The sequence below is a fragment of the Flavobacterium psychrophilum DSM 3660 = ATCC 49418 genome (genome assembly GCF_002217405.1).
In the GTDB taxonomy this organism is placed as follows: domain Bacteria; phylum Bacteroidota; class Bacteroidia; order Flavobacteriales; family Flavobacteriaceae; genus Flavobacterium; species Flavobacterium psychrophilum.
Genome location: NZ_MUHE01000037.1, coordinates 26,509 through 45,091, shown reverse-complemented (window position 1 = coordinate 45,091; position 18,583 = coordinate 26,509). Strand labels below are relative to the sequence as shown.

The following is an 18,583-nucleotide window of genomic DNA, read 5'->3' as shown; positions in this document are numbered from 1 at the left end:
CCACAGATTCACAGATTTTAAAAAATTTAAAAAAATACAGATTAAGAAAAATAATTTTGAAAATTTGTGAAATAATTTTTTCAGAATATTTAAAATAAAATCTGTGAATCTGTGGTAAACTTTGTCAGAAAATTTCTTTTACTAACTCTGTATCACAGCCGTTTTTACAATTCCTTTCAACGTTAACACTTTTGAACTAGCATCTGCATTTGTGGTTACTGTTATAGTTTTAGTAAATGCACCAACATTTGCCGCATTATAAGTTGCTGTAACAAGTCCTAATTTTCCAGCTTTTATAGCTTCCTTTGTATAATCGGTAGCTGTGCAACCACACGAACCTTGCACGTTTGTAATAATTACATCTGTTTTTCCTGTGTTTTTAAATTCGAAAATAATAGCTTTTGGTTTACCTTGTGGAATATCTCCAACATCTATAGTTTCACTTTTCCAGGTAATTGCAGCAACAGTAGCAAACGACATTAATCCCAATGTTAATGCTAAAAAGGAGGTTTTAATTGTATTCATAATTTTAATTTTTAATTGATTAATAAATTGGTTTCTCAAATTTGATAATCCAAAAGTAGCTCAAGAAAAGCTTGGCTCTTGTTAACCAATTTCAAATGTTTGTTAATGACTTGTTAACACTTATTTTGAATGTGTTTTTTGAGTAAATTTGAACAAATGACAAACCTAATTCACAATTGAAAACAAACAAGTTAAATACAATTATAGTGCTAGGACTTATTGCTACTATTGGAATCCTTATGGCTCAATTATTATGGACAAAGCAAGCCTTTACACTCGAAGAAAAGAAATTTTCGCAAAAAGCACACATTGCTTTGCTCGAAGTAGTAAAACATTTATATGAAGGCACAAATCATGACCTTCCGGCAGAAAACCCCATAAAAAAAATTGCAAATGATTATTATGTTGTAAATATTGATAATGATTTTGAAGCCGAAATTCTTGAATATTATTTAAACTCCGAATTTAAAAAAGCAAACCTAAATACAGATTTCGAATATGCCATGTACAATTGCCAAAGTGACGAAATGGTATATGGTAATTATGTTTCGGCAACTAACAAAACAGCTAAAAAGGCATCTGTTTATTTCCCAAAACACAAGAATCTTATTTATTATTTTGCCATTCGATTCCCTACTGAAACCTCTTACTTATTTAATTCTTTGCGGTTTTGGTTCCTCTTATCGATAGCATTAATTATAGTTTTGTTAGTTTACGTATATTCTATTTACACGATTATTCAACAAAAAAAATATTCTGAATTACAACGTGATTTCATCAACAACATGACACACGAATTTAAAACACCATTATCATCTATACTCATTGCCTCTAATTATTTGAAACAACAAGAAAGTATTAAAACTGATGAAAAATTAGAAAAATATGCTCAAATTATTATTAACCAAAGTAATAAACTAAACAATCACATCGAGAAAATTCTCAATATCGCAAAATGGGACAATATTCCTATGGCATTAGAAAAACAAAAACTAGAAATTATTACTATTATTAATCAGGTTATCGAAAACATAAAGCTAAAATATGAGACTGTTGATATTAAAATAAAATCACAATCTGACACCATTTTTATTAATGCTGATGAGTTTCATTTTTCAAATTTAGTTTACAATATCCTTGAAAACGCAATAAAATATGCCGATCAAAAACCTGAAATCATTATACATATATTTGCCACAAAAACCCATTTGTTACTACAGTTTATTGATAACGGAACTGGTATATCAGAAAAAAACATTCCTTTTGTTTTTGATAAATTCTATCGAATTACAAGCCAAAAAACTACCGAAGTAAACGGTTTTGGTCTAGGTTTATATTATGTAAAAAAAGTTTGCATACTACACCAATGGAAGGTTTTTATAAAAAGCAACACTAAAAAAGGAGTTACCGTTTCTGTACAAATAAAACCTATATAAATGACTAATTTTAAAATACTTTATACAGAAGACGACGAAACTTTAGCCTTCTTAACCAAAGACAATTTAGAACAAAACAACTATAACATCACACATTGCAATGATGGGCAAATCGCTTTAGATACTTTTAAAAACAACCCTTTTGATATTTGTATTCTAGATATTATGATGCCTAAAATAGATGGTTTTGAGCTGGCAACCGCTATTAGAAAATTAAACACCAACATCCCTATCCTATTTCTTTCAGCAAAAACACTAAAAGAAGATCGCATAAAAGGATTAAAATTAGGAGCCGATGATTACCTGATAAAACCCTTTAGCATCGAAGAATTATTGCTAAAAATAGAAATTTTCTTGAAACGTTCCCTAAAAAATAATTTCGAAGAAAAAAACATTTACACACTTGGCAAATACCAGTTTGACTCAAAAAATTATGTAATATTTACTGATGATCAAAAAATAAAACTAACCGAAAGAGAATCTCAATTGCTAAAATTTTTCTTAAACAATAAGAATGTAGTACTCAAACGAGAAGAAATTCTAAAATCACTTTGGGGAGACGATGACTACTTTATGGGGCGAAGCCTAGATGTATTTATATCTCGCTTGAGGAAAATATTAGCCCATGAGGAAAAAATTTTTATCGAAAATTTACACGGAATTGGGTTTCGTTTTAATATTTAAAAAGACATCATTGCTTAATTTATTTTTATAAAACCAAAAGACCAAAATTTCTTAAAGTATTTATTGGTTTCGAGTACCAAAATAATTCAAAATCATCAAAATTTTCTTCAAAATCTGTTTTCAATACTAAAAAAGTATTTTTCTTATCATTATGTATCGAAATAATATTTAAAATTTTAAGCAACCAATCCCCTTTCTCTTTTTCAATATCTATTACAAAAGTCTCTTTTTTGTCGTGAAAAGTCATTTTTATCATTTCCCAAGCGTTCCCTTTTTTAGATTTTATAAAAATCTCTGTTAATGGCTTTCCTCCTATCCAAACAATTCTTGCCGATGGTTTTGTACTAAAATTTTCTTCTTTTTGAATCGAATTGTATATAAAATTAGGTTTTACCGTTGTTTTAGGAATTTTAAAATCGAACCAATCTTGCAAAGTATAATCGAAACAAAGACCGTGCATATAATTAAATAAAGATTTTTTTAGCCCGAAACTAAACTGGTCATGATTTATACCTGTTTTGTCTGTAAACTGAATATCATTATTAGCAAAAGTGATTTCGTTCGATTGTGGAATAACGCCAAATTCGTCAGGAAACATACCCACTGGCGAATGCGCTGTCATGGCAAATTGGTGCCAAAAACCAGACTGCAAAATACCCAACTCGAACAACTGACGAACCATTTCTAGACTATCTACCGTTTCCTGAATAGTTTGTGTAGGATAACCATACATAAGATAAGCGTGTACCATAATTCCTGCCTCGGTAAAGTTTCGGGTTACTTGTGCTACTTGCTCTACGGTTACTCCTTTTTTTATGAGTTGCAATAACCTATCGGAAGCAACTTCTAGCCCTCCAGAAACGGCAATACAACCCGATGCTTTTAGTAAAACACACAAATCCTGGGAGAAACTTTTCTCGAAGCGAATGTTTGTCCACCAGGTTACAACTAGTTTTCGTTTAATAATTTCTAACGCTAATTCACGCATTAAAGCTGGCGGTGCGGCTTCATCTACAAAATGAAAGCCATTTTCGCCAGTTTGTGCTATGAGTTCTTCCATTCTATCTACTAATGTTTTAGCAAGAATGGGTTCGTAAACTTTTATATAATCTAAAGAAATATCGCAAAAAGTACATTTTCCCCAGTAGCAACCGTGTGCCATGGTAAGTTTATTCCAGCGACCGTCGCTCCACAAACTGTGCATCGGATTGGCAATTTCGATAACCGAAATATATTTATCTAACAACAAATCTGAATAATCTGGTGTGCCAACTTCGCTTTGTTTATAATCTCTTTGAAGTGTATTATTTTTGTAAACGACTTGATTATCTTCTAATAAAAATGTTCGTTTAAATTCGTTTGAAACTGTTAATTGTATAGAATCAATTATCAATTGTAAGGGCAACTCACCGTCATCTAAAGTAATAAAATCGAAGAATTCGAAAACCCTAACATCTGTTAAAGAGCGCAATTCGGTATTTGGAAAACCGCCACCCATTGATGTTTTTACGCCTGGAAAATTAGTTTTGATAAACTGTGCACAACGAAAAGCACTATACAAATTTCCTGGAAACGGAACCGAAATACAAACTAATTTAGGTTGTATGGCGTGCATTTTTTCTTTTAATATTGCTAAAGCAATGGCATCTATATAAGTTAATTCCTTTAGCAGATGCGAGTACAAATCATCAAAAGAATTAGCACTTCGGCCCAAACGTTCGGCATAACGACTAAATCCGAAATTATCATCGATACATTCGACAACGAAATCCGATAAATCCTCGAGATATAAAGTGGCTAAATGTTTGGCTTTGTCTTGCATTCCCATCGATCCAAAAGCCCATTCCATATCATCTAATTGCTCGAACCTAAAAGCCTCTGGCAAAAAGTCGCCTGAACAAATTTGTCTTGCTAATGTTGGATTATTGCCTTGCAAAAAAGCAATAACAGCATCGATTGTTTTTATATAATCGTCTTTTAAGGCGAATATTCGTTTACTATTTGGCGAATTTACTTGGCTACTTTTACCAAACAATGCTTCTAATCCTTTTTTCGAAAATAATTCGAGAATAACTTCGATTCCCAAATCTATCTGAAAAGCCGAAATGTTTTTTGTGTTTAAAAAACCTTTTATATAAGCTGTTGCTGGATATGGCGTATTCAGCTGTGTAAAAGGCGGTGTGATGAGGAGTAGGTCTTTCAAAAGAGATTTGTTTTTACAAAGGTAATTTTTATTTATTGTAAACTGAAATTTGAGTATTTTTACAAAAAAATAAATTATGCCAACCGATTGTATTAGTTATCAAAAATCAGGATATTTTTCTAAATTAATTGTAGATTATTTAGATAAAAAACCAGAACTAAAAGAATTATACAATTATTTTCCTAGTATCGAAAATTTTAAACATCAAATTGAAGAAAAAAATCACAATTTCAAGAACAATGATAAAAGAAAAATTTTAGTAGATGCCTTAAAAAAACAATATACAAATTTTGAAATTTCAGAATTAACCCAAAAAAACATTGCTCTTTTAGAAAACGAAAAAACATTTACCATTACTACTGGTCACCAACTCAATTTATTTACAGGACCGCTGTATTTTTTATATAAAATTGTGTCAACCATTAATTTATGTAAAGAATTAAAGCGCAATTACCCTGAGTATAATTTTGTACCTATATATTGGATGGCGACTGAAGATCATGATTTTGAAGAAATAAATCATTTTAATTTTAAAGGTAAAAAATTAAGTTGGAATACAGCATCAAAAGGCGCTGTTGGAAGATTATCTACAAAAAGTTTAACTAATTTTTTTACTGTTTTTAAAGCCGAACTTGGTTTAAGTAACAATGCAGAATATATAAAAAAACTATTTTCGGATAGCTACTTGCAACATTCAAATCTTGCCGATGCTACACGCTTTTTGGCAAATAAACTATTTGGCAAATATGGCTTGGTTATTTTAGATGGAGATGCGGCAGCCTTAAAAAAACAATTTATACCTTACATTAAAGACGAATTATTATATCAAAATTCCAACAAAAAAGTTTTAGAAAGTATTGCCAAACTTAAAGACTATTCAATTCAGGTAAATCCTAGAGAAATAAATCTTTTTTATATTGAAGCAAATCTCAGAGAACGCATTATCTATGAAAACGGAAATTATAAAGTAAACAACACATTTATAACCTTTTCTGAAACCGAAATATTAAAACTAGTAGATGCAAATTCAGAAAAATTTAGCCCAAATGTTATTTTACGCCCTTTATATCAGGAAGTAATTTTGCCCAATTTAGCATATATTGGTGGTGGTGGTGAGATTGCTTATTGGTTAGAACTAAAAGCAATGTTCGATTTTCACAAAGTAACTTTTCCTATATTATTGGTTAGAAACTCGGCGGTTTTAATTAATGAAAAACAAGAAAAAAACAGACAAAAATTAAACATTACTTGGCAAGAATTATTCCTAAAACAACAAGTATTAATTGATGCCAAAACAAAAGAGTATTCTGAAATTAAAATCGATTTTTCTGAACAAAAAGCACATCTCAAGAAGCAATTTGAAGCCTTGCATCAAATCGCATTAAAAACCGACAAATCATTTTCTGGCGCTGTAAAGGCACAAGAAAAAAAACAAACAAAAGGTTTAGATAATCTTGAAAAAAGACTTTTAAAAGCCGAAAAAAAAATGCACTCAGAAAAATTAAAAAAAATTATTGAACTACAAAATAATTTGTTTCCAAATGAAAGCTTACAAGAACGAAAATCTAATTTTTCAGAAATTTATGTAGAAATAGGTGAGGAATTAATAAACAAAATAAGTGATCAATTACACCCTTTAGCTGCTACATTTAGCATTATAAAACACGCATAATTTATACTTTTTTACAAATTTAAACAAACAAGAATCTTAAAGTAAAATATATTCTAAAAAGTAGCCTTTCTTTTTTATAAAAAAGTTTACTTTTGCAACAAATTAAAAAAATTAAAAATGGCAACGAATAGAACATTCACAATGATTAAGCCTGATGGTGTGCAAAACGGACACATTGGCGGAATAGTAAACATGATAACTGAAGCAGGTTTCAAAATTGTATCAATGAAATTGACACAATTAACAGTTGCTGATGCTCAAAAATTTTACGAAGTACATGCTGCAAGACCATTTTACGGCGAATTAGTAGCATTTATGTCTAGAGGCCCTATTGTTGCTGCTATATTAGAAAAAGACAATGCAGTAGAAGATTTCAGAACTTTAATTGGAGCTACAAATCCTGCTGATGCGGCCGAAGGTACTATTCGTAAAAAATATGCTACTTCGATAGGAGAAAATGCGGTTCACGGTTCAGATAGCGACGAAAATGCTGCTATTGAAGGTGCTTTTCACTTTGCTGGAAGAGAACAATTCTAATATTAGAATCTCACAGAATTTAGAATTTTCTAATATTCATAAAAAAAAACCATTTCTTAGAGAAATGGTTTTTTTATGAAACCTATTTTATTTTGTGTTAATAATTTCATCAAGTTTGCTTCCAATTATTTTGGCTGCAATAGGTGACCAATGTGTGTCATCATAAAAATAAACATCTTTTTTATTCTTAGCTTTTTCTTGTAATACCTTCTTAGCATCTATATAAATATATTCTTTATTTAGATTTTTCAGACAATCAAAAAATATAGGTTTAGCATATTTATCTTTGCTTATTATTTCGTCATAATAAAAATCTAATTTATCCGGACAAGGCAGTACAATTAGCTTTATACCTTTATTTTTTAATCTTTTTGCTAAGGTATTTAGTTCGTTATTTAAAATATTTATCTTTTTTACGTCGTTGTTTGTTTTTAGAAATTCATAATCTTCAGTATAAAAAAGTAGATTGTGATTATTAGTAGAAAACAATTTTTTTTTGGTTTTAACCTGATACACTGTTGATAAATAGGCATTATCATCAAAATTATAGCAAATTGTATTTAGCGAAAATCTAAGTATTTCCCTAGAAAAAAATTTATCTTTAGTTTTTTCTTTTACAACTTCGCGTAATTTCTCTTTGTGTTTATTAATTAAGGTAGTTAGGGAATCATTAGTTATTTTAATTTTTTTATTAAAAACTAATGCTCTTTCTACAAATACTCTTTCAACAGATTGCAAAATAATATAATCTACTTTAATATTATCTAATACATTTCCGTTTAAAAAACCAGTGACTGTTTCGATGGGATTTTCATGCAAAAACCTGTCATAATGCAGAACTTTTATAGCCGAATTATTGGCTAAATAATTTTGATAGCCCGCAGCACCTTGCTCTGAAAAAGAATCACCAATAGCAAAAACTGTAAAATTATTTTGTTTTTTTAAATTAAGCTCTGAAAATACAGTATAATTTATCTTACGAGCCATTTCTTTTTTGAAGACTTTATTAAAATCATAATTATAAATATCGGCAATAAATCCGAGCCTTAATAAATCTCCCTTAGTATCTGTATAATATTTAAAACTTAATAAAAAAATAAGTAAAAAAGGAACAACAAATACCGCTGTTTTGTATAAAAATTTTTTCATATTTAAAATTCAAAATAAATAAATTGTTGTTCTTTTCCGCCAAACCAAAACAACATAATTATTAAGGCAAAATAAAGCGCATATCGAATCGGGCTTTTCCAATTCAGTCCAATTTTAGCTAACGCAAATTGCTCCTCTCTTCCAAACCATTCTACAATAAGGAAAAACAAAATGATAAAAATTAAGTCTCCACGCACTTTTAGTTCTGTTACAAACGAAGCGTTCGATAATATTCTGGAAATAAAATTGATGGCATGTTCTAGGTTTTCTGCTCTAAAAAATATCCATGCAAATACTGCTAATGCAAATGTTGTAAGAATAGACAAAAACTCTTTGAGAGTTGGAAATGTTTTTCCTTTCGCTACAATTTCTATATTACTTCTATTTGTATTAAAAATAATTGACGGCATGATAAATAACGCATTTAATAAGCCCCAGATTATAAATGTCCAGTTAGCACCGTGCCAAAAACCACTCACTAAGAATATAATAAATGTATTTCGAACTTTCATCCACGTACCCCCTTTACTACCTCCTAACGGTATGTACAAATAATCTTTAAACCACGAAGAAAGAGAAATATGCCATCTTCGCCAAAATTCAGCAATATCTCTTGAGAAATAAGGGAAAGCAAAATTTCTTAATAAATTTATCCCAAAAAGTCTAGCTACTCCTAATGCAATATCAGAATATCCTGAGAAATCACAATATATTTGTATCGAAAAAAACACTGCTCCAGCAATAAGTCCTAAACTAGAATAGTTTTGATAATTATTAAAAATAGTATTTGCATGTTCTGCACATTGATCTGCAATGACAATTTTTTTGAATAATCCCCACAAAATTTGTCGCAATCCGTCTACTGCGTTTGTATAATTGAAAGTTCTTTTTTCTTTTATTTGAGGTAGTAAATGTGTGGCACGTTCTATAGGACCTGCAACTAATAGCGGAAAAAAACTAACAAAAACAGAATATTCTATAAAGTTTTTTTCGGCTTTGATTCGATTCTTATAAATATCTATAACATACGATAATCCGTGAAAAGTATAAAATGAAATTCCTACTGGTAAAATAACTTTTAGTGTCCAAGGATTTATTTCTAATCCAACATTAGCGATTGCATTTGCAAATGAAGTAGCAAAGAAATTATAATATTTAAAAACACCTAAAAACCCAAGATTTATAGAAATACTTAGCCAAAACCAGAAAGTTTTTTGCTTTTCAGATTTTGATTCTTCCATTTTTATCCCCGTAAAATAATCTAAAAGTGTAGAGAAAACAAGTAAAAACAAAAAACGCCAATCCCAACAAGCATAAAAAAAATAGCTTGAAACTAATAATAATATATTTTGATGTTTTAAATTTTTATGAAAAACTAACCAATATAAGAGAAAAACTACTGGCAGGAACAAAGCAAAGTTTAAAGAATTAAAAAGCATTTAAATAAAAATTAACGAATTATTACAATTTTAAATTATTTAAACTAATTTAAAAAAACACATTCCTGCAAATATATATAAAATGTTTTTATTAATAAGTTTTGAAAAATATTAATACTAATCACTATCTAAATACAACGCCATTTAAGACATATTTTCCTAATTCTTTATTTTGATGATTTTGTGTTTTCCGTAGCTTAACTCTTCACGTAAAACTGACGAAGTAATCTCTACATATAAAATAGTGTTTCTCAATGAGACGCTTTGTGTGTAATTATTTACAACATTTGCCATTAGGTTTTTCCGAGGATAAATAACAGTAACTTGTTTAATACTGATTTGAGTTTGTTTTTTTATTGCAACACTTTTATTGCATTATCTATAAAGCCCCATCCTAGTTTACTCAAATTAGGTTCGGTCGCCATGATTACAATAACATCATTTTTTGAAATCTGTTTTTTTAGGTCCAGTTTATCAACAGTTGTGTCAAATTTCTGGTTTGAGGTACTATAAACTTGATTATTATAATACCAGAAACCGCCTAAACTAAAAGACCTAGTTGGCACTCCTGTTATAAATATTCCCCAATAATAACTATCTCCAATTGTTAAAACTTTTGGTTTTACTAATTTTTTATCGCTATCCCATTTAATTTTGGCATAACACATGGGGGTAGTTATTTTTAAATCTACTAATAGATTCATTGAAGCACCAATATCAAAATCCTGTCCTATAGGAGTCAAAGATTTTTCAGTACTTGCAACAATCAAGTTTGGCATGTCAATATTCCTTTTGGCTTCAATATACTTTATCAAACTATCTGTTGCTAAAGTTCCTGAGGTGTATTCGCTCCAATGAATACCATATTTTGGATAAATTGGGCAATCACATTTAGATTTTTTTAGTTTTAAAAATAAACTGTTAAAATCGATAAAGTTAATTTTTTCTTTCTTTAAATCATCTTTGTAATAATCATAATTGGTCTTATCTGTTTCTTTATCCAAAAAATCAGAAGGAAAAAATTCTGGATACAATCGTGCTTTACTTGGTGCCAAACATATAATTAGGGTTTTATTTTGCTTTTCTAAAAGACTTTGCAATTTCTGAATTTTTAATACAGTACTATGTAAGGTATCCTTTCCTAAAAAATCCTTACCATAATAAGCATCAATATAAGATTTTTCGTACAGAAAATTGTTTTTACCATCTACTATTCCATTTGCTTTTATTATATCAAACAAACTGTAATAAATTTGGTTTTTAACTCTAACAAAAAAAGGTCGTCCTCCTATATTATCGTTAATATAATTCTCGAAATCTTCTTGATATTTACCTGAAAACCAAGTGGTTTTATTTAAGGATGGTTTTTCTCTCAAAACGACATTACCCTCTAGGCTATGTATGGCTCTGTAACAAATGTACTTATTTAAAAACGGAAGCCAAATAAAGAAGAGTAAAATATAAAAATAGGTTTTATTTTTCATCGGGTTAAAATCTAAAATAAATAAATGGATTAAAACCCGTTGCGGTTATAAGTGACACTCCAACAAGTAATAAAATAAAAGTGGCTAAAAAATATATAAATCCTGTTTTTGGTTTCAAATTTGACGGATATATAATATCTTTTAATTTTTCTCCGAAAGGTAAAGATCCTATTAGTGATATTAATATTGCCAATATTAATACAAACCAAAAATCGACATTGATTGGAAATTTGACAAACGAAGTTTTACAACTAAACATTATTTTTAAATAATTAATGGCATTCATGAAACCTTCAACTCTAAAAAATAACCAACCAATTAAAACTATAAAATAGGTAATTAACATGCTCGGAATTGCACCTATTTTTTTATATAAATTTAATAAAAACACTCGGTCTAAAATTAAAAACAACCCATGCCAAGCACCCCAAAAAATAAAATTCCAAGAAGAGCCATGCCAAAGACCAGATAATAAAAATACAATTGCTAGGTTAAAATATAATCTTGCTTGAGATTTTACCCTATTACCGCCTAAGGGTATGTAAAGGTAGTCTCGCATCCAATCTCCTAAAGTCATGTGCCATCTTCTCCAAAATTCTGTGATACTTTTAGATACATAAGGCATATTAAAGTTTTCTGGAAATGTAAAGCCCATCATTCGTGCTAAACCTATTGCCATATCAGAGTATCCGCTAAAATCGAAATAAATTTGAAATGAGTAGCCAATAATTGCTATCCAAGCTAGTTGCGAACTTAATTCATTAATTGGTAAAGCATATATCTTGTCAACAGTTTCTCCTATAATATTTGCAATTAATACCTTTTTACCTATTCCTATAGAAAATCTATAAAAACCTAAGAGTTTGTTTTCTGCAGTTTCTTTGTGTTTCCTGTCAACAATGTCATCTGCAATTGTACTAAATCTAATTATTGGACCAGCAATTAAGTGAGGAAACATTAATAAATATATCGCATAATCTGATAGCTTGTCTAATGGCTTATGAACGTCTCGGTAAACATCTACAGTATATGAAATAGAATGAAATGTAAAAAAAGAAATCCCCACTGGCAATGCCAATCTGACCCATGACAAAGGGTGTATGCTAGTTAATGACAATATTAAATTAATATTATCAATAAAAAAATTAAAGTATTTAAAATATGCTAGAACTCCTAAATTGATTACTATTGACAATATCATCAATATTTTTGAATAATTTTTATGTTTATACATTTGTTTTATAACATAAAAATTAAGAATTAGTGATGTAAATATCAGTAAAATATATTTAGGTGTACCCCAAGCATTAAAAAGAATACTTCCAATTAAAATTACTAAATTTTTATACTTTGGATTGGCGAGATAGTATGCCAACAAGAAGAAGGGTAAAAATATTAATATAAATAAAACACTACTAAAAACCATAAATTTATCTTTACCACAAAGGTATAAAAATTAATCTTAGTTTAAAAGACAAATTAGTTAACGAGCAAGACAAGATTTTAAAAATGAAGCAAAAAAACTATTCTGAGTACTATAATTTTTTATCTAAGCACTACGTCTTTTACAACTTCTTTCCCTAATTCTTCATTTATCATTTTGATAATTTTGTCTTTTCCGTAACTTAACTCTTCACGTAGAACTGACGAAGTAAGCTCTACATATAAAATATTATTTCGCAATGAGACGCTTCGTGTATAATTATTTACACCATTTCCCATTAGGTTTTTCCAAGCATCAATAACAGAAACTTGGTTTAATCCTGATTCGAGTTTATTGGTTTTTATAATTTGATTTAAAATATCGCCAACAATACTCTGGTTGTTAATTCGTTTTGCCATTTTACTTTCTGGTATTTAAAATGACTTTACTAAAATATAATTTTGCTTTGTCTGGTGTTTCTAAAACCAGTTCTTTTTCAGAAATAGATTCTATTTTTTCAGTATGTTTCCCAAATTTCGATCTAAATTGAATAAAAACCCCCTCGGAATTGTTCGATAATTTTACACTTTCTGATAAATCATTTACTAAAAAAACACCATCAGGTTGCCAAGTTACTTTTTTGTGAAAACCAGTTTTGCCTTTTATTTCATAATAATCATACACTTCATTTATGGGGTAATCTTTCTTATCGCCATTAGTGTTTAAAGCTTTGGTTATTTGCCAATAGCCATTTATGGTATCCGTTTTCGAAATATCAACCTTTTGGGAACAACCAAAACAAATTGATACAAGAAATACTAAACTTAATTTTTTTTTCATAAGCAGGTCATATTTATTTTTTATTAAAATTTGATATAGTAATCAAAAAATATTTATCGGTTTTCATCATTACGATATCATAAATATTTTATGTTGTAAAAATACTAATAATACATTAAACCTTTTTGAAAAATTATTGTCTAAATTTGATACTAAACCATATTTATTATGAAACCTATTTTACTCTCATTATTAAGCATTATATTTTTTACAAGTTGTAGCAAAGATGAAGTTATGCTAACGCCAACAATGGCTCCTGTTTTAATTTCAGTTGAAGAGCCTATGTATTATCCAACTATTGGAAGTAGTACTTGGGAAACTAAAAGCATTCAAACATTAGGTTGGAACCAATCGGCTGTACAACCACTGCTCAATTATTTGGTTTTAAAAAATTCTAAATCATTTATCATTCTTATAAACGGAAAAATTGTCATAGAAAATTATTTTAACGGACATGATGCAAATGCTTTATGGTATTGGGCAAGCGCCGGAAAAACATTAACATCTACAACAACAGGCATTGCACAACAAGAAGGATTACTAAACATAAACAATAGCGTGTCGCAGTATCTTGGTACTGGCTGGACAAGCGAAAATTTGACAAAAGAGAATCTTATTACTTGTAAAAATTTATTAACGATGACTTCTGGTTTAGATGATACTACCGATGCCGTAGATCCTGCAAGCCTTATTTACAGTACCGATGCTGGCACCAAATGGGCATATCATAATGTATATGTAAAACTACAAGAGGTGGTAGCAAATGCTTCTAGACAAACTTGGAGCAATTATTTCAATACTAAATTGAGAGATAAAATTGGTATGGAAGGCAATTGGATTCAAAGCGGCAATAATTCAGTATACAGAAGCACCACTAGAAGTATGGCTCGTTTTGGCTTATTAATGTTAAATAAAGGAAAATGGAATTCTGAACAAATATTAAATGAAAATTATTTTAATGAAGCAACAAATACATCGCAAGCCATAAATCAAAGTTATGGCTATTTGTGGTGGTTAAATGGTAAATCTAGTTATCATTTGCCTCAAAGCCAGTTTCAGTATCCTGGAAGTATTATTCCTAACGGTGCTAATGATATGTTTATGGCTTTAGGAAAAAATGACCAGAAAATATATATTATTCCTAGCAAAAAAATGGTTGTCATTAGAATGGGCGATGCTGCCGATGGGGCAAATCTTGCTTTATCGGATTTTGACAATATCTTATGGCAAAAAATAAATGCCTTATACCAATAGCAATTTTTACTATCCAATAAAAAAAGTAAACCCCACTAATTTGCTAATTAAAAAAACTAGACAATTAGCGGGGTTTACTGTTATAGCACAAAAGTACTAACCCTTAATCCAACTTACTATTTCATTATCTGTAGGCAATGTGGTTGGCGCAATAACTTTAACGAGATGCCCTGTTGTATCAATCAGATATTTCTGAAAATTCCATTGTACCTCATTATCCTCTAAACCATTCTTAGATTTTTGGGTTAAAAATTGGTACAATATATGCATATCATCACCTTTTACAGATATTTTTTCCATCATAGGAAAAGTTACACCATAATTTTTAGAACAAAAAGTAGCAATTGCGACATTAGCCCCTGGTTCTTGGTGTCCGAAATTATTTGCAGGAAATCCTATAATGACAAAATTTTTGCCTTTAAATTGTGTATATAATTCTTGCAATTGCTTATATTGTGGGGTTAGCCCACATTCTGAAGCGGTATTTACAATCATTATTTTTTTCCCTTTTAATGAAGAAAAATCGAATTCTTTTCCTTCAATATCAATTACTTTAAACTGATAAATAGATTCTCGTACCATTTTAGTTGTTTTTTGTTTTTCTGAAGAAGACTGATTTTTAATGTTTGTTTCTTGACTTTTACAAGTCATTAATATCATTAATGAAAATAGGCAAAGTAATTGTTTCATAGTTTTATTTTTATTTTTTATAATATTTTCTGTATTTAGGATAAGTTATTAGTCCAATTAATGAAATTGTTCCTAACGAATAGTATATCCAATCGAGCGATTTTGCTTCACCACTAGCGTAAGAATGCAAACCAACCAAGTGAAAATTGACACCGTAATAGGTAAACAATATTGATACAAAAGCATACATACTCATCAGGTTAAAAAACCATTTTCCTCGCAACGATGGTACAAAACGAGCATGAATTACAAAAGCATAAACCATAATACTAATTAGTGCCCATGTTTCCTTCGGATCCCAACCCCAGTAACGTCCCCAAGATTCATTTGCCCATTGCCCCCCAAGGAAATTGCCTATGGTAAGCATAATCAATCCAATGGTTAATGCCATTTCATTAATATATGTTATCTCTGTTATGTTTAAGGTCATTTTAGCTTTGTTTTTTTCATTGGTAAAAAACATAAGTACCAATGATACAAAACCTAAAATCATTCCTAAGGCAAAGGGTCCGTAACTACCTACAATAACTGCCACGTGAATCATAAGCCAATACGAATTTAGCACTGGTTGCAGGTTTGCAATTTCTGGATCTATCCAATTGGCATTGGCCTGCATAAAAATCATTGCGGTTACAAATGCTGCCGAAGCCACCGTTAATTTAGATTTTTTATCGAAAGCCAAACCAAAAAACATGGTTGCCCAAGCTACATAAATAATAGATTCATAAGCGTTACTCCAAGGGGCATGTCCAGAAATAAACCATCTTGCGGCCAAAGCCAAAGTGTGCATACCAAACAAGAAGCCAATAAACACATGAAAAGTATCGACCGTAATTCTTAGCCATTTCTTGTCGAAGAAAATACTCAACAAGGTAAAAATTAACATTAAAATACTCGAAAGACTATAATAATTAAATAACTTTTGCAAGATATTGTATTTGTTATACAGTATTTCTGATGTGATTTTTTCTTCACTTGGCATGACTTTACTTCCGTGTTTTTTCTGAAACTTAACAATGCCGTCTAAATAAAAATCAGATTCCTTATAGTTATTATTTGCCGCTGCAGTTTCTAAAGACATCAAATAAATAGGCAAAATTTGTTTGGTAAAAACAGAATCCATTCCTTTTAGTGCCACATGATTCAGCTCTGCGTACGATGCCCATTTGTTATTTTCGTCGTTAGGAATTGGAAAAATTTTAAGAATACTTCCTGATAATGCCGAGTTCATTAAGTTTATCTTCTTATCTGTTTCTACAAAACCTTTTTCAAAATTATTGGGATTTGCAGCTTTATAGGCAGCATCTAGATATTTAGATAATTTATAATTTCCTTTTTCATCAAAAAAATCGATAAATTTGGCTAATTTTTGTTTTTTATCAATCCCTATAATACTGCGAATACTGTCGTTTCCTTCTCTTATATAAATTAATGGCACTTCATACCAAACTGTTGGATATTGTGTCATCGAGACAAATACTTGATCTGAATTCATATTCTGATATGTATCAGAATGGCTCACTTTTCTTAATAATTCTGACGAAAAAGTGTTTATAGGTTTCATCCTTCCACCCAAATCTTGAACGATTAAACGTCCGAATTTTTCGGCATGTTTTTCGCTAATTTTTCGTTTGTCTAGAACAGAATCTATTTGTTTTTGTGTAATTTTTTTCTCCTGATGATTTTGTGCAAAACCACTTAATCCAAATAATAAAAACAGAATTGTAAGATTTGCTTTTTTAATTTTTACAAGTTCTAATTTTCGTTTTATGTCGGCAAAACGAGAGTCTTTTGTAAACATGATGGCCATTAAGGCAAAAAACAACATAAAATACCCCAGATAAGTAATCCAAGTTCCCCAAAAATCATGACTTACTGACAGTACTGTTCCTTTCTCATCTGGATCGAATGAAGACTGAAAAAAACGATACCCTTTATAATCTAACACGTGATTCATAAAAATTTTATAATCGAAATTTGGTTTATCTTCAACTGTAACTGAGCTTTCGTAAGAAGAATAACTTTTTTCTGTTCCTGGATATTTTTGAGCAGCAAAATCATTTAATTTTATTTTAAATGGTAATTCGTACGATTTACTACCATAAGATAAGGTATAATCTAGTTTTCCAATTTTTACAACTTTTGGCTCACCCATTTTACCTTTAGAACCCACAAGTGTTACTTCTCGCTCCTGCCCCGCTGATTTTATGATTAAAACAAGTGCGTCATCTTCCTCTTTTGCTTTATAATTATTACTAGATTCGTAACCTATTGTTCCTTTTTTTGCTGGTTCTGGAAACACAAATTGTGCCCCTCCAACGTTATATAAAGAACGCATCATCAATGGTTGGGTAGCATCTTTAGCAACCTTTCCTTGTAGTTTGTCTGCCATTCGCATAAACTCACCCTCAAATGGCGCACTTATCGTGTAAGCACCTAAAGTGGTATTAATATTTATAGCGCCTTTTGTAAATTTATTTAACGAAAAAAGTACATTATGAATATTAACTACTTCGCCCGATTTTAGGAAATGCTCATGTCGTGATCCGCCACCAGATTCGACCATTTTCAGAAAATCTATTCCGTTTTTGTTTTCTATTATGGTTTCTTTTGCGCCCATAATAAACTTTTTCAATTGGATAGTAAATGGTGTTTTGTCGAAATTTTCATTTATCGAAAAATGATTGTTGGTTGCTTGCGAAAACAAAACGGGTTGCTCGAAAGTACGACGTTTCATTTCTCCTTTATATTCTCCATCTACATTTAATGACAAAAAAGTTTTATCAGAATAAAAATGATTTTCCGAAGCCCCTTCACGAATAGGCATCATGCCTTCGTAACTAATATATCGGGTAATTCCTGCTCCTATAATGATAAATATAAATGACAAATGAAGCATTAATGTTGCCCATTTTTCTTTTTTTAGCAACTGATACCTCTTAATATTTCCTGCAAAATTTAATACAAAAACTAACATAATCCCCTCAAACCACCAAGCATTATATACTAAAATTCTAGCCGTTGTGGTGTTGTATTTGCTTTCTATAAATGTTCCCGTGGCCATCGCAATTGCAAAACCAAGAAACAATATTGCCATTAATCTTGTTGAAAAGAGTATCGATTTTAATTTTTCCATAATAAATTTGGAGTCGTTTTTATAAAGTGTAGCAAAAATACTGAAAAATGTTTGTTTCAAATAAACAAACTATCATAATTTAAGCATAAATTATGATAAATTTACCAAATT

The 18,583-nt window shown here is 29.9% G+C and carries 16 protein-coding genes; 5 read left to right on the top strand and 11 right to left on the bottom strand.

The features are described 5' to 3' along the window. Positions 1-141: 141 nt before the first annotated feature. The gene (locus tag B0A57_RS09895; RefSeq protein ID WP_034097729.1) at positions 142-525 is read right to left on the bottom strand and encodes a DUF1573 domain-containing protein; all 384 of its coding nucleotides are present in this window, start codon (positions 523-525) and stop codon (positions 142-144) included. A 176-nt stretch (positions 526-701) separates the two neighbouring features. Between B0A57_RS09895 and B0A57_RS09890 the strand changes: the two genes are divergently transcribed. Together B0A57_RS09890 and B0A57_RS09885 are read left to right on the top strand one after the other, a co-directional pair. After that, the gene (locus B0A57_RS09890) at positions 702-1,961 is read left to right on the top strand and encodes a sensor histidine kinase (RefSeq protein ID WP_034097728.1); all 1,260 of its coding nucleotides are present in this window, start codon (positions 702-704) and stop codon (positions 1,959-1,961) included. Beyond that, positions 1,962-2,645, top strand: coding sequence for a response regulator transcription factor (locus tag B0A57_RS09885; protein WP_011963527.1), 684 nt, complete (start codon positions 1,962-1,964; stop codon positions 2,643-2,645). A gap of 25 nt (positions 2,646-2,670) precedes the next feature. On the opposite strand, the gene B0A57_RS09880 is transcribed toward B0A57_RS09885, so the two are convergent. After that, the gene (locus B0A57_RS09880) at positions 2,671-4,848 is read right to left on the bottom strand and encodes a B12-binding domain-containing radical SAM protein (protein WP_034097726.1); all 2,178 of its coding nucleotides are present in this window, start codon (positions 4,846-4,848) and stop codon (positions 2,671-2,673) included. A 76-nt stretch (positions 4,849-4,924) separates the two neighbouring features. On the opposite strand from B0A57_RS09880, the gene bshC reads away from it, so the two are divergent. Together bshC and B0A57_RS09870 are read left to right on the top strand one after the other, a co-directional pair. Continuing rightward, positions 4,925-6,520: a bacillithiol biosynthesis cysteine-adding enzyme BshC gene (bshC, locus tag B0A57_RS09875; protein ID WP_034097724.1), complete on the top strand. Its 1,596-nt coding sequence runs from the start codon at positions 4,925-4,927 to the stop codon at positions 6,518-6,520. Between the two features lie 117 nt (positions 6,521-6,637). After that, the gene (locus tag B0A57_RS09870; RefSeq protein WP_011963530.1) at positions 6,638-7,057 is read left to right on the top strand and encodes a nucleoside-diphosphate kinase; all 420 of its coding nucleotides are present in this window, start codon (positions 6,638-6,640) and stop codon (positions 7,055-7,057) included. Between the two features lie 87 nt (positions 7,058-7,144). Here B0A57_RS09870 and B0A57_RS09865 read toward each other — a convergent pair whose 3' ends face one another. From B0A57_RS09865 to B0A57_RS09835, 7 genes are all read right to left on the bottom strand, one after another. Beyond that, complete coding sequence (locus B0A57_RS09865; RefSeq protein ID WP_034097722.1) at positions 7,145-8,206, bottom strand: alginate O-acetyltransferase AlgX-related protein; 1,062 nt, start codon at positions 8,204-8,206, stop codon at positions 7,145-7,147. Between the two features lie 2 nt (positions 8,207-8,208). Then, complete coding sequence (locus B0A57_RS09860) at positions 8,209-9,645, bottom strand: MBOAT family O-acyltransferase (RefSeq protein WP_034097721.1); 1,437 nt, start codon at positions 9,643-9,645, stop codon at positions 8,209-8,211. Between the two features lie 159 nt (positions 9,646-9,804). Next, positions 9,805-9,939, bottom strand: a complete 135-nt coding sequence (locus B0A57_RS09855; RefSeq protein ID WP_219350036.1) for a DUF721 domain-containing protein — start codon at positions 9,937-9,939, stop codon at positions 9,805-9,807. 59 nt (positions 9,940-9,998) lie between these two features. Beyond that, a complete protein-coding gene (locus tag B0A57_RS09850; protein ID WP_034097719.1) occupies positions 9,999-11,129 on the bottom strand; it encodes an alginate O-acetyltransferase AlgX-related protein in 1,131 nt (376 codons plus the stop codon). Positions 11,130-11,133: 4 nt separating this feature from the next. Then, positions 11,134-12,330 (bottom strand): MBOAT family O-acyltransferase, encoded by a 1,197-nt coding sequence (locus tag B0A57_RS09845; RefSeq protein WP_227029032.1) that lies wholly within the window; start codon positions 12,328-12,330, stop codon positions 11,134-11,136. 344 nt (positions 12,331-12,674) lie between these two features. After that, positions 12,675-12,971 carry a DUF721 domain-containing protein gene (locus B0A57_RS09840; RefSeq protein WP_011963535.1) on the bottom strand — a complete coding sequence of 99 codons (297 nt, stop codon included), beginning with the start codon at positions 12,969-12,971 and terminating at the stop codon, positions 12,675-12,677. A gap of 1 nt (position 12,972) precedes the next feature. Beyond that, the gene (locus B0A57_RS09835; protein ID WP_011963536.1) at positions 12,973-13,392 is read right to left on the bottom strand and encodes a lipocalin-like domain-containing protein; all 420 of its coding nucleotides are present in this window, start codon (positions 13,390-13,392) and stop codon (positions 12,973-12,975) included. A gap of 168 nt (positions 13,393-13,560) precedes the next feature. Here B0A57_RS09835 and B0A57_RS09830 point away from each other — a divergent pair, with 168 nt between their 5' ends. After that, positions 13,561-14,646, top strand: a complete 1,086-nt coding sequence (locus tag B0A57_RS09830; RefSeq protein ID WP_034097717.1) for a serine hydrolase domain-containing protein — start codon at positions 13,561-13,563, stop codon at positions 14,644-14,646. 96 nt (positions 14,647-14,742) lie between these two features. Here B0A57_RS09830 and B0A57_RS09825 read toward each other — a convergent pair whose 3' ends face one another. Both B0A57_RS09825 and ccsA read right to left on the bottom strand, forming a co-directional pair. Next, a complete protein-coding gene (locus tag B0A57_RS09825; protein WP_034097715.1) occupies positions 14,743-15,336 on the bottom strand; it encodes a glutathione peroxidase in 594 nt (197 codons plus the stop codon). A 10-nt stretch (positions 15,337-15,346) separates the two neighbouring features. After that, entirely contained in the window at positions 15,347-18,472 is a 3,126-nt protein-coding gene (gene ccsA / locus B0A57_RS09820) for a cytochrome c biogenesis protein (protein WP_074460288.1), read from the bottom strand. Positions 18,473-18,583: the final 111 nt, after the last annotated feature.

What these genes read in the sequence shown, in the direction of transcription:
- B0A57_RS09895 (WP_034097729.1), bottom strand. Translation starts at nt 525, where the DNA reads ATGAATACAATTAAAACCTCCTTTTTAGCATTAACATTGGGATTAATG.
- B0A57_RS09885 (WP_011963527.1), top strand. Translation starts at nt 1,962, where the DNA reads ATGACTAATTTTAAAATACTTTATACAGAAGACGACGAAACTTTAGCC.
- bshC (WP_034097724.1), top strand. Translation starts at nt 4,925, where the DNA reads ATGCCAACCGATTGTATTAGTTATCAAAAATCAGGATATTTTTCTAAA.
- B0A57_RS09870 (WP_011963530.1), top strand. Translation starts at nt 6,638, where the DNA reads ATGGCAACGAATAGAACATTCACAATGATTAAGCCTGATGGTGTGCAA.
- B0A57_RS09865 (WP_034097722.1), bottom strand. Translation starts at nt 8,206, where the DNA reads ATGAAAAAATTTTTATACAAAACAGCGGTATTTGTTGTTCCTTTTTTA.
- B0A57_RS09860 (WP_034097721.1), bottom strand. Translation starts at nt 9,645, where the DNA reads ATGCTTTTTAATTCTTTAAACTTTGCTTTGTTCCTGCCAGTAGTTTTT.
- B0A57_RS09855 (WP_219350036.1), bottom strand. Translation starts at nt 9,939, where the DNA reads ATGGCAAATGTTGTAAATAATTACACACAAAGCGTCTCATTGAGAAAC.
- B0A57_RS09850 (WP_034097719.1), bottom strand. Translation starts at nt 11,129, where the DNA reads ATGAAAAATAAAACCTATTTTTATATTTTACTCTTCTTTATTTGGCTT.
- B0A57_RS09845 (WP_227029032.1), bottom strand. Translation starts at nt 12,330, where the DNA reads ATGATATTGTCAATAGTAATCAATTTAGGAGTTCTAGCATATTTTAAA.
- B0A57_RS09840 (WP_011963535.1), bottom strand. Translation starts at nt 12,971, where the DNA reads ATGGCAAAACGAATTAACAACCAGAGTATTGTTGGCGATATTTTAAAT.
- B0A57_RS09835 (WP_011963536.1), bottom strand. Translation starts at nt 13,392, where the DNA reads ATGAAAAAAAAATTAAGTTTAGTATTTCTTGTATCAATTTGTTTTGGT.
- B0A57_RS09830 (WP_034097717.1), top strand. Translation starts at nt 13,561, where the DNA reads ATGAAACCTATTTTACTCTCATTATTAAGCATTATATTTTTTACAAGT.
- B0A57_RS09825 (WP_034097715.1), bottom strand. Translation starts at nt 15,336, where the DNA reads ATGAAACAATTACTTTGCCTATTTTCATTAATGATATTAATGACTTGT.
- ccsA (WP_074460288.1), bottom strand. Translation starts at nt 18,472, where the DNA reads ATGGAAAAATTAAAATCGATACTCTTTTCAACAAGATTAATGGCAATA.